The organism is Akkermansia muciniphila, assembly GCF_002884975.1.
Taxonomy (GTDB): domain Bacteria; phylum Verrucomicrobiota; class Verrucomicrobiia; order Verrucomicrobiales; family Akkermansiaceae; genus Akkermansia; species Akkermansia muciniphila_C.
Map to the genome: position 1 here is coordinate 318,810 of NZ_PJKB01000001.1, position 26,759 is coordinate 345,568.

The 26,759-nt window shown below is 60.3% G+C and carries 21 protein-coding genes; 9 read left to right on the top strand and 12 right to left on the bottom strand.

Going from position 1 to position 26,759, the window contains the following annotated elements:
- The first annotated feature begins 123 nt into the window (after nucleotides 1-123).
- From CXU21_RS01350 to CXU21_RS01360, 3 genes are all read left to right on the top strand, one after another.
- Nucleotides 124-1,773, top strand: coding sequence for a beta-N-acetylhexosaminidase (locus tag CXU21_RS01350; protein ID WP_180972569.1), 1,650 nt, complete (start codon nucleotides 124-126; stop codon nucleotides 1,771-1,773).
- A gap of 152 nt (nucleotides 1,774-1,925) precedes the next feature.
- A complete protein-coding gene (locus CXU21_RS01355; RefSeq protein WP_180972570.1) occupies nucleotides 1,926-2,684 on the top strand; it encodes a hypothetical protein in 759 nt (252 codons plus the stop codon).
- Between the two features lie 195 nt (nucleotides 2,685-2,879).
- Complete coding sequence (locus CXU21_RS01360; protein ID WP_102724770.1) at nucleotides 2,880-5,711, top strand: Sip1-related alpha-galactosidase; 2,832 nt, start codon at nucleotides 2,880-2,882, stop codon at nucleotides 5,709-5,711.
- Between the two features lie 61 nt (nucleotides 5,712-5,772).
- On the opposite strand, the gene CXU21_RS01365 is transcribed toward CXU21_RS01360, so the two are convergent.
- The gene (locus CXU21_RS01365) at nucleotides 5,773-6,225 is read right to left on the bottom strand and encodes a 6-pyruvoyl trahydropterin synthase family protein (RefSeq protein WP_102713346.1); all 453 of its coding nucleotides are present in this window, start codon (nucleotides 6,223-6,225) and stop codon (nucleotides 5,773-5,775) included.
- A 172-nt stretch (nucleotides 6,226-6,397) separates the two neighbouring features.
- Here CXU21_RS01365 and CXU21_RS01370 point away from each other — a divergent pair, with 172 nt between their 5' ends.
- Nucleotides 6,398-6,934 (top strand): hypothetical protein, encoded by a 537-nt coding sequence (locus CXU21_RS01370; protein WP_102713344.1) that lies wholly within the window; start codon nucleotides 6,398-6,400, stop codon nucleotides 6,932-6,934.
- A gap of 745 nt (nucleotides 6,935-7,679) precedes the next feature.
- On the opposite strand, the gene CXU21_RS01375 is transcribed toward CXU21_RS01370, so the two are convergent.
- The 3 genes from CXU21_RS01375 to CXU21_RS01385 all read right to left on the bottom strand — a co-directional run bounded on the left by CXU21_RS01375 (nucleotide 7,680) and on the right by CXU21_RS01385 (nucleotide 11,744).
- The gene (locus CXU21_RS01375) at nucleotides 7,680-9,326 is read right to left on the bottom strand and encodes a fumarate hydratase (RefSeq protein WP_102724771.1); all 1,647 of its coding nucleotides are present in this window, start codon (nucleotides 9,324-9,326) and stop codon (nucleotides 7,680-7,682) included.
- Nucleotides 9,327-9,374: 48 nt separating this feature from the next.
- Nucleotides 9,375-10,961 (bottom strand): SecDF P1 head subdomain-containing protein, encoded by a 1,587-nt coding sequence (locus CXU21_RS01380; RefSeq protein ID WP_102724772.1) that lies wholly within the window; start codon nucleotides 10,959-10,961, stop codon nucleotides 9,375-9,377.
- Between the two features lie 282 nt (nucleotides 10,962-11,243).
- Nucleotides 11,244-11,744, bottom strand: a complete 501-nt coding sequence (locus CXU21_RS01385; protein WP_102724773.1) for a hypothetical protein — start codon at nucleotides 11,742-11,744, stop codon at nucleotides 11,244-11,246.
- Between the two features lie 365 nt (nucleotides 11,745-12,109).
- On the opposite strand from CXU21_RS01385, the gene CXU21_RS01395 reads away from it, so the two are divergent.
- The 4 genes from CXU21_RS01395 to CXU21_RS01410 all read left to right on the top strand — a co-directional run bounded on the left by CXU21_RS01395 (nucleotide 12,110) and on the right by CXU21_RS01410 (nucleotide 17,380).
- Complete coding sequence (locus tag CXU21_RS01395) at nucleotides 12,110-12,940, top strand: GrpB family protein (RefSeq protein WP_219723142.1); 831 nt, start codon at nucleotides 12,110-12,112, stop codon at nucleotides 12,938-12,940.
- A gap of 133 nt (nucleotides 12,941-13,073) precedes the next feature.
- Nucleotides 13,074-14,165, top strand: coding sequence for a histidinol-phosphate transaminase (hisC, locus tag CXU21_RS01400; RefSeq protein ID WP_102724774.1), 1,092 nt, complete (start codon nucleotides 13,074-13,076; stop codon nucleotides 14,163-14,165).
- 32 nt (nucleotides 14,166-14,197) lie between these two features.
- Nucleotides 14,198-14,842 carry an NAD(P)H-dependent oxidoreductase gene (locus CXU21_RS01405; protein WP_102724775.1) on the top strand — a complete coding sequence of 215 codons (645 nt, stop codon included), beginning with the start codon at nucleotides 14,198-14,200 and terminating at the stop codon, nucleotides 14,840-14,842.
- A gap of 282 nt (nucleotides 14,843-15,124) precedes the next feature.
- Nucleotides 15,125-17,380, top strand: a complete 2,256-nt coding sequence (locus tag CXU21_RS01410; RefSeq protein ID WP_180972571.1) for a beta-hexosaminidase — start codon at nucleotides 15,125-15,127, stop codon at nucleotides 17,378-17,380.
- Nucleotides 17,381-17,428: 48 nt separating this feature from the next.
- Here the strand turns inward: CXU21_RS01410 and CXU21_RS01415 are convergent, their stop codons facing one another.
- The gene (locus tag CXU21_RS01415) at nucleotides 17,429-18,214 is read right to left on the bottom strand and encodes a hypothetical protein (RefSeq protein ID WP_146016897.1); all 786 of its coding nucleotides are present in this window, start codon (nucleotides 18,212-18,214) and stop codon (nucleotides 17,429-17,431) included.
- Between the two features lie 186 nt (nucleotides 18,215-18,400).
- Between CXU21_RS01415 and CXU21_RS01420 the strand changes: the two genes are divergently transcribed.
- Complete coding sequence (locus CXU21_RS01420; protein WP_146016898.1) at nucleotides 18,401-18,802, top strand: DUF4870 domain-containing protein; 402 nt, start codon at nucleotides 18,401-18,403, stop codon at nucleotides 18,800-18,802.
- Between the two features lie 90 nt (nucleotides 18,803-18,892).
- On the opposite strand, the gene CXU21_RS01425 is transcribed toward CXU21_RS01420, so the two are convergent.
- From CXU21_RS01425 to CXU21_RS01455, 7 genes are all read right to left on the bottom strand, one after another.
- Complete coding sequence (locus CXU21_RS01425) at nucleotides 18,893-19,840, bottom strand: hypothetical protein (protein ID WP_180972572.1); 948 nt, start codon at nucleotides 19,838-19,840, stop codon at nucleotides 18,893-18,895.
- Between the two features lie 145 nt (nucleotides 19,841-19,985).
- The gene (locus CXU21_RS01430) at nucleotides 19,986-20,327 is read right to left on the bottom strand and encodes a hydrogenase maturation nickel metallochaperone HypA (RefSeq protein WP_102724780.1); all 342 of its coding nucleotides are present in this window, start codon (nucleotides 20,325-20,327) and stop codon (nucleotides 19,986-19,988) included.
- On the bottom strand, nucleotides 20,320-20,883 hold the full coding sequence (locus tag CXU21_RS01435) for a HyaD/HybD family hydrogenase maturation endopeptidase (RefSeq protein ID WP_180972573.1): 564 nt from the start codon (nucleotides 20,881-20,883) through the stop codon (nucleotides 20,320-20,322). The genes CXU21_RS01430 and CXU21_RS01435 overlap by 8 nt, the downstream gene beginning before the upstream one ends.
- Nucleotides 20,876-22,048: a cytochrome b/b6 domain-containing protein gene (locus CXU21_RS01440; protein WP_102724782.1), complete on the bottom strand. Its 1,173-nt coding sequence runs from the start codon at nucleotides 22,046-22,048 to the stop codon at nucleotides 20,876-20,878. Before CXU21_RS01440 ends, CXU21_RS01435 begins: the two co-directional genes overlap by 8 nt.
- Nucleotides 22,045-23,802 carry a nickel-dependent hydrogenase large subunit gene (locus CXU21_RS01445; RefSeq protein WP_102724783.1) on the bottom strand — a complete coding sequence of 586 codons (1,758 nt, stop codon included), beginning with the start codon at nucleotides 23,800-23,802 and terminating at the stop codon, nucleotides 22,045-22,047. The genes CXU21_RS01440 and CXU21_RS01445 overlap by 4 nt, the downstream gene beginning before the upstream one ends.
- A gap of 27 nt (nucleotides 23,803-23,829) precedes the next feature.
- Nucleotides 23,830-25,050, bottom strand: coding sequence for a hydrogenase small subunit (locus CXU21_RS01450; RefSeq protein WP_257997338.1), 1,221 nt, complete (start codon nucleotides 25,048-25,050; stop codon nucleotides 23,830-23,832).
- A gap of 85 nt (nucleotides 25,051-25,135) precedes the next feature.
- A complete protein-coding gene (locus tag CXU21_RS01455) occupies nucleotides 25,136-26,617 on the bottom strand; it encodes a carbohydrate porin (protein WP_102724784.1) in 1,482 nt (493 codons plus the stop codon).
- Nucleotides 26,618-26,759: the final 142 nt, after the last annotated feature.

A 26,759-nucleotide genomic window follows, 5' to 3' on the forward strand; every position in this document is an offset into this window, starting at 1 on the left:
TTATGGCCAGAGGCGCGGCTGTGCAGTCAGCCGCGCCTTTTTATTTGTCTGCGTGGCGCGTGGCAGCCCCCGGCGGCTCTCCTTTAGATGAAAGAACGGCCGGGGCGTTCCCGTACTCCGGGAATGACGGATAAAAGGCGGTTTTACCGGGTGGCGGCTGTGCTGGTTCTCGCCGGCTTGCTGAATGCGGAAAGAGGTAATGCCGTCCCGGCGGAGGAGGTGCTGCTCCCCGCGCCCTCCGCATGCAGGTCTGACCGGTCCGCTGTGGCGCGTCTCCCGCTGCGGCTGGCGGTCTATGCGCCGGAAAAGGATGTTCCGGCGGTGGAGGCTCTCCTTAATGTGCTCAACGCCCAGGGCGTTTTGTCCGGTCTTTCCATGACCGGGGACAGGGAATCTGCAGACGTGGTGTGTTCCGTGGAAGGAACCCCTGCGGGAACGGGGGAAGGGTATGAGGCGCGCCTGGATGCCGGGAAGGAAGGCCGGGGCGTGCTGCACCTGAAAGCGGCGTCTCCGCGGGGCCTCTTCTACGCGTGGCAGAGCATGGTGCAGGTACTGAACGCCAACCGGATGGAGGAAGGCTTCTCCGTGCCCGTTTTCTCCATCAGGGACGTGCCCCGCTTTGAATGGCGGGGCATCATGCTGGACGTCTCCCGCCACTTCTTCACCATGGCGGAGGTCAAGCGCATGATTGACACCATGTCCCTGTTCAAGCTCAACCGGCTTCACCTGCACCTGACGGACGGCCCCGGCTGGCGGATGGAAATTAAAAAATACCCCCTCCTCACTTCCATGAGCGCGTGGCGCGTGCCGCTGGCCAACGGGGAATGGAACTGGCAGGAAGTGAAGCTGGCCATCCAGGAGCATGACCCGGAGGCCACCTACGGCGGTTTTTACACCCAGGAGCAGATGAGGGAAATCATCGCTTACGCCCGCAGCCGCCAGGTCGCCATTGTGCCGGAAATAGACCTTCCCGGCCATTCCTACGCGGCCATGCATGCCTACGGGGATTTGATTTGCGACGGAGTGGACTTTCCCGTGGAAGGCAAAAAAGGCCGGGACGCCGTCTGCATGGGGCGTCCGGAAACGCTCCGCTTTGTGAAAGACGTGGTAGATGAACTCAAGGCCGTCTTCCCGCCCGGCTCCCCCATCCATCTGGGCCATGACGAGGTATCCGCGGAAGCATGGAAAAAATGCCGGTACTGCCAGAACCGTTTGAAGAATCTGAATGAGACGGATCTCAAGGCGCTGAGCCGGGACTTCCTGCAGCAAATTGCGGACTACGTGCGGAAGGACGGTTATGACGCCATCGTCTGGGATGAGGCCGGGGAACTGGAGGCGGACAAGCACATCTTCGTCATGGCATGGCGCGGCAATGACTTTGCCGCGGCGGCGGCCAGAAAGGGGCACCCGGTCATCCTGGCCCCCTGTTCCCACTTCTACTTTGACTACTACCAGTCCGCCGCGCCCACGGAGCCGAAGGCCATCGGGGGGCTGATACCGCTCAGGCAGGTGTACGGCTATGAACTGCCGGAACTCTCCCCGGAGGAGGCCGCCAGGGTGCGCGGCCTCCAGGCCAACATCTGGACGGAATACCTGTACAATATGGGGCTGGTGGAATACATGGCGTGGCCCCGCGCCCTGGCGCTGGCCGAACGCGCCTGGAGCGACTGCGACCCGCGGGACTACAAATCCTTCCGCAGCCGCGCGGCCCTGGCCCTGAAGCTCCTGGAAAAACTGGCCGTGAAATACCGCCCCATGGATGAAGACGATTAAGGCCTCCCCGGAACGGACGTTCTTTTAATCTGGTTTCCGGAATATTCCGCGCCTCTCCGCCTGTTTCCGCTCATGGGAGTCCCGTTTCCTGGGGTTTTATTGACAGAAGATGCCGGGTCATGTATGAAATGACTCTAGCTGATTGCCTGTTTATGAAAAAATACCGGTTTCTGTTTCTGGCTTCCCTGATAACGCTCGTCCTGCTCGGCGGCATGGCCGTAGTGGCCTGCTCCAACAATTTCAAGCATGTGCCCCAAACGGGATTTGTGGAGCATCATGTGAAGAATGAGGACTCCCACATCCCCTTTGATGCATACTGGAACGCCCCGGATGACAAGATATGGAATGACAGGGTAAACGGTGTGAATGGCAAAAAAGTGATGATGGCCGTCGTTCCGGTGGATACGGTTCACATGGATGTGAGGCCGGAGAGTAGTGAAGGGTTTGACGCCCTGCGCAATTTGGCGGCGTACTTCCAGAAGAGCGTGACGGACAGCATGGAGAAGGAAGTTGCCAAAAACCCGAACTTTGACATGGTCCCCGTAGGCACCAGGGGTGCCTACACGTTGGAGCTCGCCATCATCTCCATCACGCCCACGAACGCCAAGGCCGGCATCTTTGTCACGGCGTTGAGCGGCATCAAGGGGGGCGGCCTGGTCAAGAGATTTATCAAGAAAGGCCACATTGCCATGGCGGGGCGCCTGCGTGATGAAAACGGCCGCATCGTTTCTGAATTTGCGGATTACGAGGAAGACCACAGCTCCCTGCTGGGCGTGGATGCCAAGGACTTTAAAAAATACGCCCACCATCAGCGCACCATTGACGAATGGTCCCGGGAAATTACGGATGTGTATTCCTCCACCTACGGGCACAAGACGCCTAAACGCATGATCTCCATCAATCCCTTTTAAAGAATGGGCGGGCGGAAGCCCCGCCCGGCGGAGGCTGCTTTGCCGCCGGATTTTTCAAAAAGGAATGCGGGTAAGGGATGAAATCCTGTAGCCGCCGAAAAACGCTCTTTTGGCGGTTCTGTACGGTTCGGGGCATAATTGCAGAAATGCATGGCTCAATGAAAGAAAACGTATTGCCGGCAAGTAAGTAAAAAAATGATGCTGTTCCGGACCAATTGGCAAGAGGCTCTTTCAAGGAATATATTTAATTTACTTTGTGCGGTTTGCTGCGTTCTGGCTTCAAGCGCCGCCGGAGCGGAATCCCTGCGGCTTGATCTGGGCCGTTATGCGGGACGCACGGAACGGGAAGGCTGGCACCAGGTCGCCTTGAAGGACCAGGACGGAGCTGCCGGGAAAAAGATTCTCCTGTACCTGGACAATCCCGCTTCCGGAGAAGCCGGGCAGACTGCCATTTTTGCCGCTTCTTCTCTGGGAGCTGGTCCGGGCACGGCTCCCCTTTCCCTGGCAGTCACCGGGAAGGGCGGCATGTACGGCACGCCCGGACTGGCCCAGAAAAAATATGCCCGGGTGGCGGAGGACGTTCCCGGCATGGCCCTGGGCGGAACGGCAGTGGCGGAGTGGCCTGCCTCCGCCGCGGGGGATGGAATCTTTCTGAAAGACGGCTCCCTGACATGGACTTTTTCCAACCTGAAGCCGGGCGCCTACAAGCTTGAAATCTTTGCGGGACGTTTTGCTGAAGGAGCGGGGCGCATGACGATTGCCGTGGACGGCGTTCCGGGACTGTCCGTCAGCGGAAGCTGTGCCGCCGGGACGGAGGAAAATGAACGCGGTCTTTATTTCAACAGGACGGTCACGGTCTCTCCTGATTCCCGTTCCCTGGCTTTCACGGTAAAGGCGGAAGGCGGCTTCGGCTCCCTGAATGGCGTGGTCTTGACCCCCGTTCCGGGTCCGGCGGGGGGAACGGGGCGTTCCCTGGACATCCGGGGGACGGAGAAGGTTCCCGTTCTTCTGGAAGTCTCCGCCGCCGGGAAAATTACTCCCGCCGTGGAGGGGGAAGAATATGAACTCCGGATTAATCTTCCTCCCTATGAAAGCGTTACATGGTTTGCGGCGGAAGCCGGACGCTGGCCGTCCGGATGCAACAGGGTGCTGCCATGGAGCGCGGCTTCACTGGAACGTGCGCTGAACTTGCGGAACCCGGCTGCCGGAGGCAGTCCGGACCCCCACGGCATGCTGGCCCTGTTCCGGCTGGAAAACGGCCATTACCTCGTCATGCTGCCCCTGTGCGGCAGCGGGTCCGTCTCCTGGCTGGAGGCGGAGGGAAACGCGCTGAAGGTGAAAAGCGGGACCCTGGGCACTGAAGCCATGGAGGATAAAAAGGAGCCCTTGCTCTGCTTCGCTCTTTCCCGCAACCTGTATGAAGCCATGCGCGTGGCCTGGGGAAAAGCCGCCTCCCATCCGCGGTTGAAGGGGCAGTCCCTCTGGAGATGCGCCAAGGATGCCCGGTATCCGGAGCCTTTCCGTTACCTGGGATGGTGCAGTTGGGAACAGTACCGCCGGAACATTAATGCGGACCTGCTTCTGCGCGCCTCCCGCGCCATTGATACCTCCCCCCTCCCTGTACGCTGGCTGCTGGTGGACGCGGGGTTCCAGAATACCAGCAGGCAATTCCAGTTGCGCTCCTTCCTGCCTGACGGGAAAAAATTCCCGCAGGGATGGGCCCCCCTCCTGAAACAGCGTGATTCTTCCCGCCCCGGCAAAATCCGGTGGATGGGCCTGTGGCACTGCTTTTATGGAGACAAGGGCGGCATTGACGTGAACAATGATCTGGGGACGGACTCCAGGTTCATCCGGAAAGGCGGTACGTATTTTCCCGGAAAAAGCATGAAAGACACGCAGGAATTCTACATGGACTTCATGAACTCCGTCCGCGGGCGGGACGGGAAGGGCTTTGACTTTGTCAAGGTGGACTATCAGACGGAATACCTCAAGAGGGTGAAAGGCACCGGAAACCCTGCCAGGCAGTCGGTCTGGTGTTCCCGGTCCCTGAACCGGGCGGTGGACTCTTCCGGGCTGCTGGGCATGATCAACTGCATGGCGCAGGGAACGCTTCATATCTTCAACACGGGAACCAGCCCCGTCACCCGGTGCAGCATAGACTACTCCCTGAACAACCTGGACGCCTCCCGCAGCCACCTTTTCCAGTCTTATACCAACACTCTTCTTCTGGGGCAGACGGTGTGGCCGGACCACGACATGTTCCATTCCTCCGATCCCGTCTGCGGGGATGTGATGGCCCTCTCCAAGGCGCTCTCCGGCGCCCCCGTCTATTTGTCCGACAAGCCGGAGGACTTCCAGCCGCGCAGAATCTGGCCCCTGGTCAACAGGGAGGGGAAAATCCTGCGCCCCCTGGCTCCGGCCGTGGCCCTGCCGGAATCCTGCTTCATCCATCCCCTGGAGAGCGCCTCCCTGTACGGCGCCATTGCCCCGCTCCACAACAAATGCGCGGCCGTGGCGTACTATAACCTGAACACGGAACCTACCACCCGCAGCGGGCGGCTGCTGCCTTCCGTATATGAATGGGCCCCCTCCATGATGCAGGGGCCGGGAGCGGCTTCCTCCTGGAGCGTTCCCGCGGAGGGGCTGGCCGCTTATGATTGGAGAAACCGGAAGGGCGTCAAACTGCCGGACGGGGGAATTCCCCTGAGCCTGCCCAGCCTCCGGAACGGCGTCATGCAGGACATCTTCTACCTTCTGGCCCCTATTGAAAAGGGGTGGGCGGTCCTGGGCAATCCGGACAAATACCTTTCCCCCGCCTGCATAGAAGAGGGAATCATCCGTACGGACGGGAAAATGACCTTTACCTTGAAGGATTCGGCCAGCGTCCTGATCTACCGGGAGGGAGGCAGGCCCGTCGTGGAGGGAGCCGCCGTGCGCAGCCTGCCCGGAAGCGAGGATTTTTATCTGGTCGAATTTCCCGGGGAACTGCCAGCGCGCCGGGTAACCGTCCTGAAAGGCAAGCCGTGAAACGCGGCTGGAACGGCATTTCCGGCGGATCGTGTGACCGGCGGGAAGGGGCTTGTCCCTGCTATTCTCCGTATTCCGCCCAGGAACTGCTGGTTTCCCAAACGCGCACGCGCTCCAGGGTGACGCAGTCCCGCACGGGGTATTCGCCGCAGCCTTCCTTGGCTTTTTCCAGCGCATGCCGGGCAAAATTGAAAATGGTGCGCGCCATCACCTCGCTGGTGGGGTCTTCCCGGTCAAACGGAATGATGCGCTCCCCGTACGCGGCCACAAAGGCGGCGTAATTGGGGTCTTCCGTATTCACGCACAGGGAATGGTCAAACTGCTGGAGAAAATCCCCCACCATCTGCTTGACGGCCTTGAAATCCAGCACCATGTCATTGGCGTCCAGCGTATCCGCCCGGAACACCATCTCCACGGAGCGCGTATGGCCGTGGGGGAATTTGCAATTGCCGGGGTGTTTGGACAGGAGGTGCCCGCTTTCCAGTTCAATGGATTTGCAGATTCGGTAGGCCATGAAGGCAGGATAGCGTGGGAAGGGGCGGCGGGCAATCCCAATCAGAGTCTGTCTGCGTACCCGTTTTCCGTATGCGGAAGGAGTTCGTTATGGATATGGCCGGCGGTGGGCGGCTTTTCCTTGCGTGCGGGTGTGAATTCTGTCAACCTTTGAAAAACCAGCCGTTTACCCTATGGCCTATCTTTCATGGTCCTTCCTGAAAATGGGAGAAAAATCGGATCGCGGGACAAGCCTCCTTTTCCTGCTCATGGCGGGCATTCCCATCATTTTTACCGCCTTCTTCGTCTTCATGCTGGGGGCGGCCACGGTCTGGTACGCCTGGCCTGTTCTGCTGCCGATGCTTCTCCTCCTCTACCTTCCCTTCGCCCTGCGGAAGGAGAAGGTGCAGAGCGTCCATTCCAGGAATATCCTGTTTGGCAGGGACCCGCTGACAGTCGTCTTCAGGCCGGTGGTGAGGAACTGGGTATATGCCGTTTATGCCGTGCTTCCGGCGTTGCCCCTCCTGTTTTCCGGTTGGAAAATGCCCCTGGACAATCCCGGGAATGGAAGGAATCTGACGGAATTCTTCCTGATGTGGATCTCCCTGTATGCCGTCTTCACGGTGCTGACGGTTTTCCTGGGAAAGGCACGGTATTTGAAGCCGGGCAGGCTGCTGCTGGCCGCCGCGGCCAATCTGGCGCTGATGCTGCTTTATTCCCTGCTTGCGTGAAGCGGATGCACTGTGTATCCGGCGTGTTCCCCGGCCTGGGGGCTTTCCGGGCATCTGCTGCAATGGGTAAACGCCTTGCCCTGCCAGCCTGGCGGCCATCTCCGGAGTTGTTGGAATGGACGGGTTCTATTGCCGTTCTTTCCCTGAAACGCCTGCCCCGGGCATGGGAGAATGGCGCGGAAAGACAGGAATACTCTCCGGGACGGGGAAATTTGCTGAAATTGAAAATCTTGAAATAATATTGTTTTTCTGTAAAATCTCCGCGCCGGGTTGATCCCGGATTAAAAAGGAGGTGTACCATGTGAATTACTGTATCATACTAACCAGGCTGATTGAGTTACTCATTGTAATGTTCAGCTAACGAAAGGCCCCGTCCTGTAGCAGCAGGACGGGGCGATTTATTAGAGGTAAATGTGATTTGTATGATACTAACCGGAACCACTATGAAAAATTTCCATAAATAGTCAAGCGGGAAAAACTTCCGGCAATGTCTTGCAAACGGTTTTTTGAAGGCTGGAGATTCTCCCTGTAACGGGTGGAGGATTCCACCTATTCATATCTGCGCTTCTTCCTCCTTCCGGATTTAATGAATGCTTGAAACGGCAGGCCGGGGATGTTCGGGAGAATCTACCCAAAAGCTTAAAGGAAAAAGGAGGGGGATGAAACGAGTTTTCCCGTAAAGGGGCCATAAAAAATCCCTGTTCCGCGCGGCATGGCGGAACAGGGAGAAAAAATCAGGCGCGGCTTAATGGGCGCAGCCGGCGCAGGCCCAGCCTTCGCGGATCTTCGCGAAGAAATCGTTGCCCTTGTCGTCCACCAGAATGAAGGCGGGGAAATCCTCCACCTCAATCTTCCAGATGGCTTCCATGCCCAGTTCCGGGTATTCCAGCAGTTCCACCTTCTTGATGTTGTCCTTGGCCAGGATGGCGGCGGGACCGCCGATGGAGCCCAGGTAAAAGCCGCCGTGCTTCTGGCAGGCGTCCGTCACCTGCTGGCTGCGGTTGCCCTTGGCGATCATGATCATGGAGCCGCCGTTTTCTTGGAACAGGTCCACGTAGGAATCCATGCGGCCCGCGGTGGTGGGGCCGAAGGAGCCGGAGGGATACCCTTCCGGGGTCTTGGCCGGGCCGGCGTAGTACACGGGATGGTCCTTCATGTACTGGGGCATGCCTTCACCCTTTTCCAGGCGTTCCTTCAGCTTGGCGTGGGCGATGTCGCGCGCCACGATGATGGTGCCGTTCAGGCTCAGGCGCGTGGTGACGGGGTACTTGCTCAGTTCCGCCAGCACTTCCTTCATCGGGCGGTTCAGGTCAATGGAGACGGACTCGCTGGAGGTCATGCGCAGCGCTTCCGGAATGTACTGTCCGGGGTTGGTTTCCAGCTGCTCAATGAAGATGCCTTCCGGCGTGATCTTGGCCTTCGCGTTGCGGTCCGCGGAGCAGGAGACGCCCAGGCCCACCGGGCAGGAGGCTCCGTGGCGGGGCAGGCGGATGACGCGCACGTCCAGCGCATACCACTTGCCGCCGAACTGGGCGCCCAGGCCCAGCTTGCAGGCTTCTTCATGCAGTTCCTTTTCCAGCTCCAGGTCGCGGAAGGCGCGGCCGTACTCGTTGCCCGTGGTGGGCAGGTTGTCATAATACTTGGTGGAAGCCATCTTCACCGTCTTCAGGCACTTTTCCGCGGACGTGCCGCCGATGACGAAGGCGATGTGGTAGGGCGGGCAGGCCGCCGTGCCCAGCGTGCTCATCTTCTCCACCAGGAACTTCTTCAGCGTGGCCGGATTCAGCAGGGCCTTCGTTTCCTGGTAAAGGTAGGTCTTGTTGGCGGAGCCGCCGCCCTTGGCAACGAAGAGGAAGGAGTACTTCATGCCTTCCACGGCTTCAATGTCAATCTGGGCGGGCAGGTTGGTCCCGGTGTTCTTTTCCGTGTACATGTCCAGCGCCACCGTCTGGGAATAGCGCAGGTTGTTCTGGGTGTAAGCGTCGTAAACGCCGTGGGAAAGCTGTTCGCAGTCATCGCAGCCGGTCCAGACCTGCTGGCCCTTCTTGCCCACGATGGTGGCGGTGCCCGTGTCCTGGCAGAAGGGCAGGATTCCGGCGGAGGCCACCTCCGCGTTGCGGAGCATCGTCAGGGCCACGCTTTTGTCATTGGCGCTGGCTTCCGGATCATCCAGAATGGCGGCCACCTGCTTCAGGTGGGCGGGGCGCAGGAAAAAGGCCACGTCATGGAAGGCTTCCGCGGCCAGCAGGCGCAGGCCCTCCGGCTGTACCTTGAGCATGGGGTGCCCTTCAAAGTCCCCCACGCTCACGTAGTCGGACGTGATGAGGCGGTACTGGGTGTCATCCTTTTCAATGGGAAAAGGATCCTGGTAATGAAAATCCGGTGTTGCCATAACGGGGGGCAATATAGCGGAGCCCCGCCCCCGGTTCGAGCAAAAAAATCAGGGACGGTCCAGGCCGGAATCAATCATTAAAAAAGGCTTCTGTTCACCCAGCGTACGGAACGGAACGCAGTTTTTAAAGAACCACGGGCTGACGGGAAACAGCATATCCCTGAAGACGTGATACAGGAATTCCCGGTGCATGCGCCGTTCCTCTTCCGGAGTGAGAATGCAAATGACGGAAATGGGCTGAATGGAAGTGATCAGGGGGATTCCCCACATCTGCCACAAGTTGTTTTTGATGTTGAATACCTGGTGTATTTTCCCCTGGAAGACAATCGCCACGGCCACGGTTCCCGCTGGACTTCCGTCCATGAAGGAACGCAGCTTCTTCCACGCCTGGGGCAGCAGGCTGTACATGATGGTTCCGTCCTGTTCCCGTGCCGCGTACCGGACATCCTCCGGGCCGATCAGGGATTCCTGCCGGATGAAGGCCCAGGATGGAACAGGCTCCGGGAAATCAGGGCGGGTGTAAGGGACGGAGCGGAACCCGCTTTTCAGATGAATGGTTTTCCCCTGCCGGAGTTCCGGGAGGAACCGCTGTTCCAGCTCCGCGCTGCGGGGATGCACGGGATAAACGGCCAGCTCCTCTTTCGCTTTCCTCTGCTGCTGTTCCGTGAGCGGCGGAAGCTGGGTATTGATGGCCGTGCAGAGGTCATCCAGCCGGCGGTCATCCCCCGGTACGGAAATGAGGGTGTTGTGGGAGGGCATTCCATGGAGCACGGGCGTGGACAGGATGTCTCCGCGCAGGACCACGGCTATTCTGTCCTTGCCGGGCCGGAGGGCGGCGCAGGCCTGTTCCAGCTTCCTGTACGCATCTTCATTCCAGACGATGTCCAGATGCCCCGGATAATCCGGATTGGGGCGTGCGGACTGGGCGTAATCCCCGGTGACGATGGGGACGTTCCCCAGAAACAGGTATTCCTTCTCCGCGTTCTTTCCTTCCTCCGTGCCGGGGCGGCTCCAAAGCCGGTAGCCCGGTACGGAGAGCGTTCCTTCCTTCACCAGCCGGTCGCTGTCCGGATGAACGGCATACAGTGCCAGGTCACGGGGAGTAAAGGAAGCAGCCTTTCCGGCGGCAGCCCTGCGGTTGAGCAGTTCAGCCAGGTTTTCAGCTTCATTTGCCTTGTCCAGTCCGGAGATGACGAAGGTATTGGAAAGAATGGCCTGCACGACGGGAGCCATGGTTACCCTTCCATGGACCAGAACCGCCAGACGGTCACGCCCCAGTTTCATGGCGGAGGTCGTCTTTTTCATCTCCCTTCCGCCCCGTGTGTTCAGGGTGATGTTGATCTGTCCCGGTGTGCTCAGGTCGGCGTCTGCCCGTTCCACCTCCCTCTCCGTAATGACAGGTTCGTCTTTCAGAAACAGCCGTTCCCGCTGCATTTTTCCGTCGCGGGTGAGGAATTCATACACATAAGGCGTGTACCCTTCCGGGGCCGGTTTCCCTTCCCGGGCCAGCGTCAGGCTGTCCGGATGCACTATCCTGACGGCAATGGACGGAGGGGGCTGGACCGTTTCCGCCAGGGCGGAAAGCGGGAGCCAGAAGGCGGAAAGGAGCAGCAGGCAGAGTAGTTGTCTCATCATTAATATGATAGAACTCCCTGGACATGCCAGGCAAGAAAAAACAAACTGAGGCACAGCAACCCTTTGCGGTAATTTCCCCAACATGGCCCGCAGGCCGCGCCTTTTAAATTAAGACCGTCCGCTCATGCCCATTCCCGGTTCAGTTGCCGCAAACCCTTGCGGCACGCCGGGTGCCGGAATAAAAATCCCCCGGAACCGCAGGGCGCCGGGGGATTTGAGTCAAGGGAACCGTCAGAGGGAGGCCCTTCCTGTTCCGGAAGGGCGTTTCATATCCCCTGCAGTTTACCGCCGCGGTTTGCGGCGGGGAGAAGAGGGGGCGGAGGACGAAGAACTGGAAGGGGAAGAAGATTTGGGAGCTCCGTATTCCTCCGGAATTTCCGCGGCCATGGGCGTATCGTTCAGGATGCTGCTCTCGTCGTCGTAATAATTCTTCATCCTCTTCTGGGCATCTTTAATCAGGGTGGCCTCTGCCCATTCCTCCACCGTCATGTTGTCTCTTTTGGCGGCTTCTTCAATGAGCTTGTAATCCTCTGCGCTCAGCAGAACGGCAAAGGGTTTCCAATTGGCTCTTGCCGCCTCCTTCAGTTTTTTCTCCCCTTCCGTCTTTTCCATCATGAGCCGGATGAGAGCTTCCTTGTCCTTGGGAATGGCCACCTTGGCAAGCCAGTTGCGGAGCGTGTTGGGGGAGACGAAGCATGCCGCCGCAAATTCATTGCGCGGGATGTTCTGGGCTTTCAGCCAAGCCTTGATCTGCACCTTGAGTTCATCCTGATTCTCACTCATGTAATAATTTATAACGGGAATGGTGCGATTTTTCAACCTTTTTTGTAAAAGGTAACTTTAATGGTATATTTTCGTTGACTGAAATACCATTTCAGGTGCATTATGGCAGCGTAAGAGGGCTGTTGAGGCCATTATTGCACCAAAAGAAGGATTTTTATGAAGGCGGGAAATAAAAAAAAGAGTCAGAAAAAAATTCAAATCAAGGGGAAAATGCCGTTATCCGTCCATTTTTTCCGGGATGCGGAAGCCGAAGCTCTCCAGGTGGACCGTTGCCTGCTGGATAAAGCTACCCTGATTGCCTCTGCTGTCAAACGTCTCCGGGAAGATGTGGGCAACGGATCGTCCTCCGGTAAAAAACCTTCCGCATGACTCAAGAGATTTATTGGGAACTGCTGGCCTGGCTGTTCCGCTCCTTCCTGGCGGTGACCGCCTTCGCCTTTGTCGTGGCGGGATACCAGGCGCTGCGGTGCCGCCCCCGGTGCGGGAACGGGCAGGGCAGGCGGGGGAATCCGGGAAGAAGGGATGCGCTTCCCCGGCGGCTGCCGGGCAGGGGCGCCGGGGAAATTGACTTCTCCCCCCGTCTCCCGTATCTTCCGGGAATGTCCAGCCGTCTTCCGGATGAATCCGCTTTGCCCTCCATGAACCTTGAAGAGCTTTGGCGGCTGTTCCCTGTTATATTAAGTGATCCCAGGCCGGAATGGGCGGAAATCTACCGGAGGGAAAAGGATGCCCTGGAATCCGCCGTGCCGGGCCATTGCATCCGGCGCCTTTCCCACTTCGGCAGTACATCCGTTCCCGGCCTGGCGGCCAAACCCACCATTGACATTCTGCTGGAGGTGGGGCCGGATTCCTTGGTTTTTGAAATTCCTTCCCTGGTGGAGAAGTGCGGTTACCGGGAGATGCACCGTGACCAGGAGCAGATGCGCCTGGTGCTGGTGAAGGGGTATACGGAGAAAGGCTTCCGGGGGCAGGCCTTCCACCTGCATGTGCGCCCCTGGCGGGATTGGGATGAACTCTACTTCCGGGACTACCTGGCCGCCCACCCGGAAGAGGCGCGGAAATACGCCGCGCTCAAACGCTCTTTAAAAGAGAAGTTTGAGTTCAACCGTGACGCTTATACGGAAGGGAAAACGGAGCTCATCACGGCCATGACCCGCCGGGCGCGGGAGGAAATGCCGGGCAGGTACGTTCCGTAAGGCGGTCTTTGAGCGCCGGAGCGCCCCGGGCGGGCAGGGGAGCCGGCTCCCTTTGGTTCACGGGGATAGGGGAATTTCCCGGCTGGAAATCCGTATTGCCAGAAGGGGGGAATGGCGGTAACATTCCGCCGCTATGAGTATTGAAAGTTTCGCAAATCAGCATGTGCTGGAATTGGTGGCTTATCAGCCGGGCAAGCCGATTGAGGAGACGGCCCGGGAACTGGGCCTGGACCCTCATGATATTGTGAAACTGGCGTCCAATGAAAATCCGCTGGGGCCGTCCCCCAAGGCGGTGGAGGCCGTTGCCCGCGCGGCTGCCGGCGTTAATATTTATCCGGACGGCGCGGCTTTCCGGCTGCGTTCCGCCATTGCGGAGTTCTGCGGCGTGGAGTTTGGCCAGACCGTGGTGGGAACGGGCAGCAGCGAGGTGATTGAACTGATGTGCCATGCCCTGCTGAACCCCCAGGCGGAGGTGGTGGCCGCCAGGCACGCCTTTTCCATGTACCCGGTCATGAGCCAGCTGTTCGGTTCCACGTACGTGGAGGTACCCAACAAGCCGGACTGGACGCATGACCTGAACGGCTTTCTGGACGCCGTTACGGACAGGACGCGCATCATTTTCATCACGAATCCCACCAACCCCGTGGGCACCGTCGTGACCCAGCAGGAGATTGACGAGTTCATGGACAAGGTGCCGGAACATGTGCTGGTGTGCTTTGACGAAGCGTACCGGGAGTTTTCTGACAACCCTCCGGACACGCTGAAGTTCGTGCGGGAGGGCCGCAACGTAATCGTGCTGCGCACCTTCTCCAAGGCCTACGGGCTGGCGGGGCTGCGCGTGGGCTACGGCGTGGCACCGGAACACGTCACCGTCATGCTGCATAAGGCGCGCGCGCCGTTCAACCTGCATGTGCTGGCGCAGGAGGCCGCCCTGGCCGCCCTGGCGGACGCGGAGCACGTGCGCCGCACGGTGGAAAACAACGCCGCGGGCATGCGTTTTTATGAAGAGTCCTTCAGGGAAATGGGCCTGGAATGGATTCCCAGCCAGGGCAACTTCATCCTGGTGAAGGTGGGGCAGGGCCGGAAGGTGTTCAGCGACATGCTGGCCAAGGGCGTGATCGTCCGCGCGCAGGACGGCTACGGCCTGCCGGAGTGGATCCGCATCAGCATAGGCACTCCCGCGGAAAATGCCCGCTGCATTGAAGTTTTAAGGGAAGTTCTTTAAACATTTTAAGCGTTCATCCTGTCTCACCTGTTATGATCTCCCCTGAACAATACATTGACGGTCTTGAATGGCGCTACGCCTGCAAGAAGTTTGACCCTGATGCCCGTATTGAGAAACCCACGTGGCACGCGCTGGCGGAAAGCCTGCGCCTCAGCCCGTCTTCCCTGGGCCTCCAGCTCTGGAAATTTGTGGTGGTGACGAACAAGGAATTAAAGGCGCGCCTGCGGGAAGTCTCCTGGAACCAGTCCCAGGTGGAGGACTGCTCCCATTACGTGGTGCTGTGCGCCCGCAGGACGGCCACCCAGCGGGATGTGGACCGCTACCTGACCCAGATTGAGTTCACGCGCCACCCGTCCGCGGAAAAGCTGGCTTCCTCCGCTGATTTCTATACTGGCTACGTAAAATCCCTGACGCCGGAAAAAATGCACACTTGGCTGGACTGCCAGGTATACATTGCCGTGGGCTTCCTGCTCAGCGCGGCGGCCGCCCTGCGGGTGGATTCCTGCACCATCGGCGGCATGGACCGTGAAAAGTATGATGAGATCCTGGGGCTGGACGGCACGCCGTACCGCTCCGTGGTGAGCGTGGCCCTGGGCTACCGCGCGCAGGATGACGATTACGCCCGGGAGGCCAAGGTGCGCTTCCCCGCCAGTGAGGTGATTGACATCCGCGCCTGATCCGTTTTCCCGCCGGAAGACGGGGACAGGCCAACTTTCCGGGAGATGCCGTGCAAGCGGCATCTCCCTTTTTAATCCCCGCACGTGAAGGAGCGGCGCGGTCCCCTGCGGCAACCGTTCCCGGGCAGCGCGGCTCTTTCAAAATAGACATGGGGGAGCGCCTGTGTTATATGAAAGGGGCGCTCGGCCTTTTTTCCTGCTTCCGTGCAAGAAATGAAGGAAAGCCGCGTATTTCTTAGCACAAACCCCGGACTTACCTTTTCCCCGGAACAAACCAACATAATGAAGAAGAACATATTCCTGATGCTTGCCGCCTTTGCGGCGTCTCCGCTGATGGGGCAGGATGCTCAGCAGATTGCGAACTCCCTTTCCATCCCTGAGGTGAAAGCGGGCGCAAGGCAGCTGCCGATGCCCAGCGCTTCCGGAGCCCAGATCAAGCTGCTGGGGGCCGATTACGAAGAGCTCATCAACAGCAAGGGGAAAATAGCTCCCGTCATTTCAGACACTCCGGTCAACGTCAGCTTCAAGGTGACCAAGGACGGCAAGGAAGCCGTCAGCAAGGATTATGAAATCATGCTCAAGGCTCCGAACGCCTCCCAGGGCAACCCGAAGCCCAGGATTATCCCGGAAATCCTGCAATGGAAGGGCGGCCAGGGTGAATACAAGCTGGGGAATACCGTTACCGTAGCGTGCCCGGAAAAGGAGCTGGCGCAAACGTTTGCGGCGGATATGGAAGACGTGCTGGGGCGCAAGGTCAAGTTTGTGGCTCCCGGCGCCAAGGCGGATATTTCCTTTTCCGTGCTCAAGGGCGGCAATCTGGGCGGGGAAGGCTACCGGCTCCAGGTGACCAGGGACGGAATCCGCATTGGCGCGGCCACCCCTACCGGCCTGTTCTGGGGTACGCGCACCCTGCTGCAGATGCTCCGCCAGACGCCCGGCAGCGTTCCCTGCGGCACGGCGGTGGACTTCCCCCGCTTCCAGCTGCGCGGCTTCATGCTGGACGTTGCGCGCACGCCGTATCCCCTCAGCTACCTGAAGGACGTGATCCGCACCATGGCCTGGTACAAGATGAACGATCTGCACCTGGTCATTAACAACAACTTCATTTTCCATGAAATGTATGTGGACAAGGGCCGTGACCCGTTCAAGGAGCTCTATGCCGCCTTCCGCCTGGAGTCCAACATGAAGGGCAAGGACGGCGTTCCCCTTACGGCCAAGGACCTTTTCTACACCAAGAAGGAGTTTGTTGAACTGGTGGATTACGCCGCGCGCCGCGGCATCAGCATCGTTCCGGAGATTGACACTCCAGGGCACGCGCTTTCCTTTACCCGCCTGCGCCCGGACCTTATTTACAAGGGACCCATGAACCATGAAAAGCGCCGCAGCGAGATGCTGGACGCCGCCAACCCGGAAACCATCAATCTGGTGGGCAAGGTATTTGACGAGTATTTGCTGAAAGACCCCAAGCTGGGACGCCCGGTGTTCGGCAGCAAGGTGGTGCATGTGGGCGCGGACGAGTTTTACGGGGACAAGGAAGATTACCGCCACTTTGCGGACGCCGTGCTGAAGCACGCCCTGAAGCGCGGCTATACCCCCCGCATCTGGGGCAGCCTGAGCACCAAGCCCGGCAAAACCCCCGTGGTGAGCAAGGGCGTTCAGATGAACCTCTGGAGTACGGGATGGATGAGGGCCTGGGAAGCCGTGAACCTGGGTTACGACGTCATCAATACCAATGACAGCGCCCTGTACGTGGTGCCCTACGCCAATTATTACCGCATGGACAGGAACCACAAGGGACTTTATAACAACTGGATTCCCAACCGCGTCGGGAATGAAACCCTGCCTTCCGGCCATCCCCAGCTCATCGGCGCGACCTTTGCCGTCTGGAATGATGAAACGGACCTCAAGCATTCCGGCTATGCTCCCTATGACATTTGGGGCGTTATTTCCGGCTCCATGGACGTGCTGTCCCAGAAGATGTGGGGCAAGGCCAAGGCTCCGGATTCTTTTGAAGAGCACCGTGAACTGGTGAAGACCATCGGGGAAGCCCCCCGCACCAACCCCCTCCACAAGTGGAAGGACTCCAAGCCCTTCTCCGTGGTTCCGGGCAAACTGCCCCAGCAGCTGAACCAGCCCGCCCTGGGGCCCAACTACCGCCTCACCATGGAGCTTGAGCTTTCCGCCGCTCCGGAAGGGAAGGAACAGGTGCTGCTTTCCGGCCCTGAAGGGGAGTTGTTCGCCGTCATGAAGGATGGCACCATGGGCTTCCGCCGTGATGATTCCCTGGAATTCTCCTTCGGAACCAAGCTGCCCGTCGGCAAGAAGGTGAAGGTTGAGATTGTGGGTGAACCGGAGAAAACCAGCCTGCTCATTGACGGGCAGCCCGCGGGGACCATGACCCTCAAGAGCTTCCGCAACCCTAACGAAAACTTTGAACCCCGCACCAAGGGGGTGCGCTCCACCTTTGTGCTCCCGCTGAAGGAACTGGGTTCTTCCTTCCAGGGAAAGGTGTTTAACGTGAACGTGCAGCCGCAGTAACTGCCTGTTCCATGCAGCGGCCTGCGCCGTGGCTTTTACAGCGCCCCGTCATCTCCGGATGGCGGGGCGCTCTTTGCTTCCGGAACAGGCATTGGAAGGGCCGCGGGCCGGCAGCATGCCCTTGTATCTCATGGGAAGATAGCCGTTCTTTTCCAGGCTGGGGCGGCTGAAAACGTGCTCCCCGCATTTCCAGACGGGCAGGGGGCCTGCCTCGCTTCCCAGAAACCTGCCTTTTTCCGTTCCCTCCCACTGGATGAACAGGAGCACATGGCATCCCGGCGCTATCAGGATGTCCCCCGTGCGGAGTTCCTCCCAGGGAATGGGTACGGAAAGAGCCGGAAGCTCCCGCGTGGAAAAGGGCCTGTCCAGGCGCCAGCAGCGGGAGACGAAGCCGGAGCAGTCCACCCCGGCGGCAAAGCGGCTGACGGCTGCATCCCCCGCCGCCTGTTTTTCCGCCGTTCCCATGTCTCCGGCGGCGGCAGGCGCGCCTCCGCTGGCGGCGTCCGCCTTCAAACGGGCGGCGAACTGGCGCGGAGTGTCAAAGCCGCCCCATTTGTACGGCATGCCCGTGGAACATTTGCCGGGCCGCCACCACGCGCCGGCATGGCCGCCGGGAGCATCCGCGTCCGGCGTGTCAATGCGGATGCCGTCCGGGTCCTTTCCATGGCGGATGTTCCGGGAGGAGCCCTTCCAGGCCATGGCGGTGTAAGCCCTGCTGATTTCAAGGGCTTCACGGCGGGTGACGGAGGAGGCGGGAGGCAGAATCTCCGGCACGCAGGGGGAACAGGCCGCCAGGCAGACGGAAAGGGTGAGCGGCATCAGGGCGTTGGTCATGGCCTGCATGTGTAGCTCCTTGGCGCCGTGGAGGCAAGGATGATTGCTCGGACAGGCTTTTTATACCCGGGAAACGGTCTGGGAGCTTGACTACGGGGCGGAATGTGGGAAAAAGAAATGGACTGAAGCGGAAATGAATGGAAAAGGGTTCCGTTCCCTCCCCGCTTCTCCACCGCCTTGAATTTTATGGACGAAGAACAACAAATAATGCCGGAACCGGTTCAGGAGCCCGCTCCTGAAAAAAAGCCTGATGCCACCCAGGCGGTCATTACGGGCGTTTCCCCGCTGGTGTCTCTCCTTTTTGGATCATCAGTAGGCGTGAACATTATTGCCCCGCTGATCTGCTGGCTGATTTGGAAGAATGAAAATCCTCTGGTGGACCGTCTGGGCAAGAATGTTCTGAACGCCCAGATTTCCTGGACGATTTATACGCTTGTGTGCCTCCTCCTGTGCATGGTGCTGATTGGCATTCCCCTGCTGATTATCGTGGTGATTGCCTGGCTCGTCCTCTCCATCATCAATGCCGTCAAGGTGGCTAACGGGGATTACGATTACGTGATGCCCCTCACGATCAAGTTCCTGAAATAACGGGTACCTCCTGTTTTAACTACATGGAAAAGCCGCCGGCGTTTTTTGCCGGCGGCTTTTTTGTACAGGGGGCTTTCGTCCCGGCGCGGTTCAGATGGGAAGTTCCTTTTCACTGCCGCCGTACATGAAGGAGTGCAGCAGGCGCGTGACCTGGTTCTGTTCCGCCCGCAACTGGGCGGCGGGGCGCAGCGCGGCATACGTCAGGCTGTCATGCCCGGTGAATTCCCGCATGTTGAACCCCAGGAAGCTGGTCATGGGTTCGCTGTCATGGAAGAGCTTGCCCCTTCTGAGCAATTCGTCAAACACGTGCTCCGCCTCCCGCGTGCGCGTCAGAGCGTTTTCCGGATGGGGCACCCGGATAACCAGCGCGCCGCCGTCCCCGCGGAAATTGATGCCCGCGCCCGCCATCACGTCCGCGGAAGGCTGGCTGGTGACGCTGCCCAGCAGCAGCACCCCGTCGTCAACCAGGTGGATGCGGCTGGCATGGGCCTCCTCTTTCACGTGCAGCACGCCGCCGTAAATGTGGGTGGAGACGTTCCCGGAGAACTTCCTGATGCGCATCAGGCCGTGCTTAATGACAAGTTCCGAGTTTTCGGCGGGCAGGTCCACCTCTGAAGCGAACAGCCAGCCGTCCGTCATCACGATCCTGCCTTCGTGCTCCCTGGAGCCCTGGATGCGCCCCTGGCCCATCAGCAGGCGCCCTCCGTTGATCTCCAGGCTTCCCTTGGCCTTGCTGCCCAGAAACACGGTCATGTGGTCCGGCAGGTTGCCCAGGAGGGTCAGGGTGCCTCCGTTCCGGATGATCAGGTGCGCCGTGCCGTGCCCGTGGTCCGGCTGGTTGGGGCCGCCCACGTAAACGGGGGCGTTAATGATGTAAAGATTTCCGCCGGAATCAACGGTGAGGGAATCCTGAATGTCTGTCTGGCCCTGCACCACGTCATTGCTGATGGTGACCGGGCACATGTAGGAGACGCGGTTCATGGATGAGGCTGAAAGCGGCATCATCCCTGTTAGAATGAATGGGTTGATATTGCTCATGGCGTTGGTCCTATAGCTGGGTTGGCGTTCGCGGCGCGGTGGATGCGCGCCAATGGTATTAGACCGTCCGGAAGGGAGAAATGTTCGGGTAAATTTACCTTATTTTCTTCCGGGCGGGGGAAAACGCAGTTTTCCGCATGGCGGATTACTCCCACTCCACGCGGGTCAGCTCCAGCTCCCGCCCGCGCAGGATGGCCAGGGCGGGGTCCCCGCAGCCGGGGCAGATGTAGCCGTGTTCCGTGAAGAAAAAATCCGCGCGGCACGCGTCGCAATGGCACAGGGCTTCCACCCAGGTGACGTCCAGGGCGGCGTCTTGCGCCGCATAAGCGTCTCTCAGGGCCAGGAAGGCGGATTGAAGGGCCTCCGGCACCACGCCGCTCAGGCTGCCGATGGTCATGTGCACGCGCATCAGCCGGGTTCCCCCGTTCTTTTCCATGAGCTGCCGGGCCATGTCCAGCGCCCCTTCCATGATGCCTACCTCATGCATGCGCGTCCTGTTCCGCCAGCGCACGGGAAATAAGGGTTTCCACCAGCTCCAGCGCCTGCGGCACGGCACCACGCACCTCTGCGGACATGGGCTGGCAAAAGTCCGTATGCCCCGCCTCCACTCCCACCAGCGTGATGGCGCGTGGCAGGGTGCCGCACAGCTGGGCCGCGCCCAGCACCTCCTTCATGCCGATCTGGTGTGGTGAAATGACATGGGAAAAATGGCGCGGGATTTCATCCCTGCTCCGGGTGACCACGCTCCCCGGAGGGGCTCCCGTCCTGACGGCGTCCAGCAGGATGACCGTATCCGCGTCTTCCAGCAGGGGCAGCAGGGTCATGCCCAGCGTGCCGCCTTCCTCCACATGGACCAGGGGGCCGTAATCCCGCTCCTGGAGGCGGTGCGCCAGTTCCACGCCTATGCCGTCATCCCCCATCAGCGGGTTGCCCACGCCCAGCACGAGCACGGGATAGGCGTTTCCCTTCACGGGGCAGCCCCGGAGTTCTTCCGTATATTCCTCGGATTCCATGGAAAGTGCGGGGGAAAGGTAGTTATTCATCCCGGAATTTGACGCCCTTGCGCAGCCAGCGGCCGCCACTGAACATGGAGGAGATGGTGCCGTCCCGGTCCACGTTCCCGGAGAGGACGGAAAGGTACACATGGATCATGGCAAAGATGATGAAGCACCACATGCCGATCAGGTGCACCAGGCGCACGTACGGAATGCCTATCAGGTCGTTCAGCGGCATGAACCAGTGGTAAAACCAGTGGCGCGGCTCGTACAGCGCATACAGGGCCAGCCCGGTCACCACCATGGTGGTGAACAGGACGTAAACGCCCGTGTACGTCCACTGCTGCAGGGGATTATGGCCGATGTACCGGGGGGCCAGGGCGCTCCGGGCGCACACGTAGTCCCACGCCGTGGCGAACAGGTCCTTCCACTGCTGCCTGGAAATGGGGAAAAGGGCGCGGAAGCTCTGGTACTTGTTGGACGCCATGAAGAAGCAGGAAAAGCGGAGCATCATCACCACCACCAGGGTCCACCCCAGCGCGTAGTGCACGAAGCGGAGCGTGCCGAACTGGAAGGCCCCGTGCAGGTCCCCCATTTTCAGGAACCACCCTTCCGCAATGCAGATGCCGGTAGCCGCCAAGCCGATGATGCAGAAAACCCAGGTCCAGTGCAGCACGCGCAGCGGCCAGTCCCATACGTGGAAGTAGCGGAAGTTCGCCTTGGCCTTGGCCAGGCTGCGCACGTCCCGCATGGCGTGCATGGGCACCACGCCCAGCAGCTGCCACGGAGCGCCGGGGCGGTGCACGGCGATGGCTACGGGTTCAAAGCCGGAGGAGGAAAACTCCTCAAAAGCCTTCCCGATGCGCTCCCTTTCCTGGTGGCCCGCCTCACACAATTTTTCCAGGGCCCTCAGGCTGCCGCGCGCCACCATGAAGGGGGCGGCGTCCTCCCTGTCCGTGGCTTTCAGCATGACCGTGCTGTACGGCCTTTCCCGGGAGGGGGCCTCCCAGGAGTCCTTCTGCTGGGCATATGGGAGCGCCACGTTCCGCTCCTTGGCGGCGTGGAGCAGGGCCAGGTCCCCGGGGTCCGCGCTGCCGTCCGGAGAGGCGCAGACGGCCAGGGCCAGGACCTTCTGCGGCGTATCCGCCGGGGTGGCCGGAATGGCGTCCTCCACCACCAGGGTGAGGTCATTGTCTATGAGAATCGTTTTCACGGGTCCTGTCTGGTCAGAATGGCCTCCCCTTCCTCGTCAAACAAATGGACGGCGCAGGATTGGCACGGATCATAGCTGTGAACGGTGCGCAGGGGCTCCACCGGGCGGGTGGGGTCCACCAGCGGGTGTTTTCCGGTATGGGCCAGGGAATACTCGTACGGCCCCATCTGCCCCTCCGCGTCGCGGCCGGAGCTGTTCCAGGTGCTGGGCACCACGGCCTGGTAATTCACCGTCTGGCCGTTTTCAATCCGCACCCAGTGGCTCAGGCTGCCGCGGGGCGCTTCCACCCAGCCCACGCCCTTGCAGGAGGAGGGCCAGGTTTCCGGCTCCCATTTTTCCGGGTTGAAGGTGGCGGTCTCTCCATTCTTGATGCGGTCCGTCATTTCCTGGAGCTGGTCCACCATCATGTCCACGTTGATCAGGGCGTCCAGGGAGCGGCCGTACACGCGGCCCAGCGTGGAGTTCAGGAAGGCGTTGTCACGGGGAATGCCCAGCTTGTCGCAGGCGGCGTCCACCCGCTCCACGATGGCGGGCACCCCCTGGGCGTAGCCGATCATCATGCGGGCGTTCGGGCCCACGGCCATGGCGTGGCCGTCATAGCGCGGGGCCTTCACCCAGGTGTACTGCGGGTGGTCGGAAAGCCACTTGTAGGGCGGCCGGGGGCCGTTGTAATCCGCGTTCGTCTCCCCGTCGTACGGGGCCAGGCCCGCGTCCCGGCCTTCCGTGTACTTGTACCAGGCGCTGGTGACGAATTCCTTGATCTTGTCCTGGTCAAAGGGAAGCACGTTTTTATAATCCCCGTTCAGCAGCACGCCGGGCTTGATCGTTCCCTTGCCGGCGGGGGCTCCGGTATTGATTTCGGACGGGTCCCCGGTACAGAAAAAGTTGGGGTTGGACGCGCCGATGTGGGCGTAATCCTTGTAAAATCCGGCAATGGCCACGATGTCCGGATAATACACCTTGTGGATGAAGTCATGGCAGGTCTGGACGAGCTGTTTCAGGTAGCTCAGGGAAAACTGGTTGATGGCCTGGTCATTGTTCATGTTGATGGCGCAGGCCATGCCGCCCACCAGGAAGTTCGGGTGCGGGTTCTTGCCGCCCAGGATGGTATGGATCTTAATCATGTCCCGCTGCCAGACCAGGGCCTGGAGGTAGTGCGCCACGCCCAGCAGGTTCACCTCCGGCGGCAGCTTGTAGGCCGGGTGGCCCCAGTAGCCGTTCGTGAAAATGGAATACTGGCCGTGGGCGATGGAATCCTTCAGCTTCTGCTGCACGCCCGCAAAATACGTGGCGGAGGACAGGGGCCAGTCTGAAAGGGATTTGGCGATGGCGGCGGTCTCCTTGGGGTCCGCCTTCAGGGCGGACATCACGTCCACCCAGTCCATGGCCTGGAGCTGGTAAAAGTGGATGACGTGGTCCTGGATGCCCAGCGCGCCGCTGACCAGGTCCCGCATGAGGCGCACCTGGACGGGCACGGGATATTGCAGGGCGTCCTCCACCGCGGCCAGGGCCGCAATGGCGTGCGTGCCTGTGCATACGCCGCAGATGCGTTCCACAAAGGCCCATACGTCCCGCGGGTCCCGCTTGCAGGCGATCACCTCAATGCCGCGGTACTGCGTGGTGGAGGTCCAGGCGTTCTTGATCACGCCGTCTCCGGCCTCCATCTCCACGCGCAGGTGGCCTTCAATGCGCGTCACGGGGTCAATGACTACGCGGCTGGATTCCGGAACGTCCGCTGATGTGTAATTGCTCATGGTAATCTGGTGGTAAGGGCTTCTGTTTTATTCTTCCGTTTCCTTGTCCGGGGAGCCGGGCGCGTCACCGAAGGCGGGGAGGGACACGTTCGCCTCCTCCTTCATGTGCTGCCGCTTGTAATGGATGGCGGAGCCCACGGCATGGGCGGCGATGGCCGCGCCGGCGCCCGCTACGCCCACCGCCCCTATCACGTTGGCGGACGCCTCCACGCCGAAGCCGTTCACGTTGGGCAGCGTCTTGTAGAAGGGAGTCATGCGGTCAAAGAAGTACAGCTCCGTGCAGCCGATGCAGGGGTGGCCGGACTGGATGGGGAAGCTGACGCCTCCGTTCCATTTCACGATGGGGCAGGGGGAAAACGTATCCGGCCCCTTGCAGCCCACCTTGTACAGGCAGAAGCATTCCCGCGCGTTCTCGTCGTCAAACACGTTGACGAACTGGCCGGCGTCAAAGTGGGCGCGGCGCGGGCAGTTGTTATGGATGCGGGTGCCGTACGCCATCAGGGGGCGCGTCTCCAGGTCGCATTCCGGGGCGCGGTCAAAGGTGAGGATGTACATGATGACGGCGGTAATCACATCCCCGATGGGGGGGCAGCCCGGCACGTTGATCACCGTGCGGTCCGTCAGGATGTCCCGGATGCCCACGGCCCCGGTGGGGTTGGGGCGGGCGGCCTGGATGGAGCCGAAATACGCGCAGGAGCCCACCGCCAGGATGTAGGAGGCGTTTTCCGCGCAGTGGCGCAGCATGTGCTCCACCGTATCCCCGGCCACGGTGCAGTACACCCCGCCGTCATTGACCGGGACGGAACCGTTGATGACGAGGATATGGGGTTCCTTGATGGCCTCTTCCAGCGCGGCGTTGGCCGCGTCCCCGGAGGGGGCCATCAGCAGCTCCACGTAAGGCATGGAGACGGCGGAAAGCACCATGTCCCCGATCTCCTCGTTATAACTGCGGATGGTGCTTTCCAGGCACCCGGTGCACTCCTGGAGCTGGAGCCAGATGACCACCGGGCGTTTCAGGGCGGCCATCTTGTCCGCAATCTCCTGGGCGTTGGAAACGCCTCCCGTCACGGTGGCCACACCCATCAGGGCGATCATCTTCAGGCACCACTTGTTGAACTCACGCCGGCTGACTCCGCGCCGCTCCATGTGTTCCCCCAGGGTCTCCCCCGGGCGCCAGGTGGTTAATATCTCATGGTTCAGGGAGGCCTGCTCCGCCTCCTGCATGGAAGGTTGCTGAGTGCGCTTCATGTGCGTGGTCCAAGTAAATCGTTTCCATTTAGACACGATTTTCAGGAAATGCGATCAATATTTTCCAATTTTTCCGGGCGCCTCCTTACCAGGACCAGACGTTCTGGATTTGGAAAACCATGGCCGTCTGGCCCCTGCGGCCGTTCACGGGATTCTTGACCAGCTGAATGTCAGGCTGGAGCGTCATGGTGGGCGTTACCTGCGCCACGTACGTCAGTTCAATGCCGTATTCATTCTTGTTCACGTACGGCCCGTTCTTTTTGGCGCCCTGCTGCCAGAGGAAGCCCAGGCCCAGGTACCCGTCATTGGAAGCTCCCTTGCCCCGGAAGGGGGAGAGAAGAACCAGTCCGGTGGTGGCCGCCACGCGCACGCCGGTCAGGGTGGCGGCGTCATCGCTGGCCCAGCCGCCGCGGAAGAACCAGCCCAGGTGGCTGGCGCGGCCCAGTTGCTGCTGGAAGTTCACGGCCACCCCGCCGCCGTTATCCCCGCCGCTGGTGGTGAAGAAAGGCTGGAGGCGGTACACGCCGGAACCCATGCCGCAGAAGTCCTCCGCCACGTAGCCGAATTCAAGCACGTTCGTCCAGTTGTCGGAGTTCAGGTTCTTGAACGGATTATGGTTCTGGGTCATGTTGTTGGCGGCGGTGGCCCCCATTACATAAAAGGAAGAAGTGGGCTGCCACGCAAAATGGAACCCCAGGGAATTATCCGTCAGGGGCAGCATGGGGTTGTTGCCGAAGACGCTGTTGGTCAGGTTGTTATTGTGGGAGTTGGCGTAGGCGTTGTGGTCCATGTAGTTGGTGGTGTCCAGCTGGCCCGCCATCAGCAGGAGCTTGCCGCCCGCGCCCACCCACGCCAGGCTCAGGTTGCTGAGGTGGGGGTCCGGTCCCTGGAAGGAGCTGGTGGGATTCTGGAGGGAGCCCAGGGTGGTGGCGGGGCCCTTGCTCCCTTCATTGAAATCAAAGCCGTTGCCGAAGTCGAACTCGGAGGCCAGGTACAGGCCGCTGCCCGTGGAGTTATTGCGGAAAATGGTGATATTGGTCAGCAGGGAGCCGTTATAGGAGGGGAAATCCGTCTTCCCGTTCAGGCCGCCGCCCGTCAGGCCCGTGTAATTGAAGCCGAACTGGGCGGAATAGGTGATGCCGTACCTGGACAGGGCGGTCTTAATCTTCTGCGCCCCGGTGGAGATCATGTCTTCACGTATCCAGGCGTTCGGTTCCGCGCAGGTATTGCCGAAGACGTAGGAACTGTCCAAATACGGCATCATCTTGAGCGGCTTGGCCGCAAACCATTCAATGCCGGGGGTGGAGGGCCTGCCCTCATGCTGGAGCAGCACGCTGGGCCTGGTGGGGACGCCGGGCGTCCTCTTGGTGATTTGTTCTTCCGGGCGCATGCCCTTCAACAGGCTCGGGCTTATCTCCCGGCCTTCCAGCGCTTTCACGCGCAGGCCGCGTTCCGTGTTCAGGTAGGGAGGCGTGGTCGTCACCGGAGGGACCTGCTGGGCCAGGACGGGATTGCAGGAGGTGACGACGGCGGCGGCGCACAAGGTGGGGAGCATGACATGTTTCATATAGACAATCAGACAAGGCCGCGCCCGGAAGTGTCATAACTCAGTTGAAATGCTGACACGAATACCTGTTTTTTCCCGTCTTTCCGGAAAAAGGGAAAACCGCTTTACTCCGTACATCCGTGTGAATTTCTAAATCCGCCGT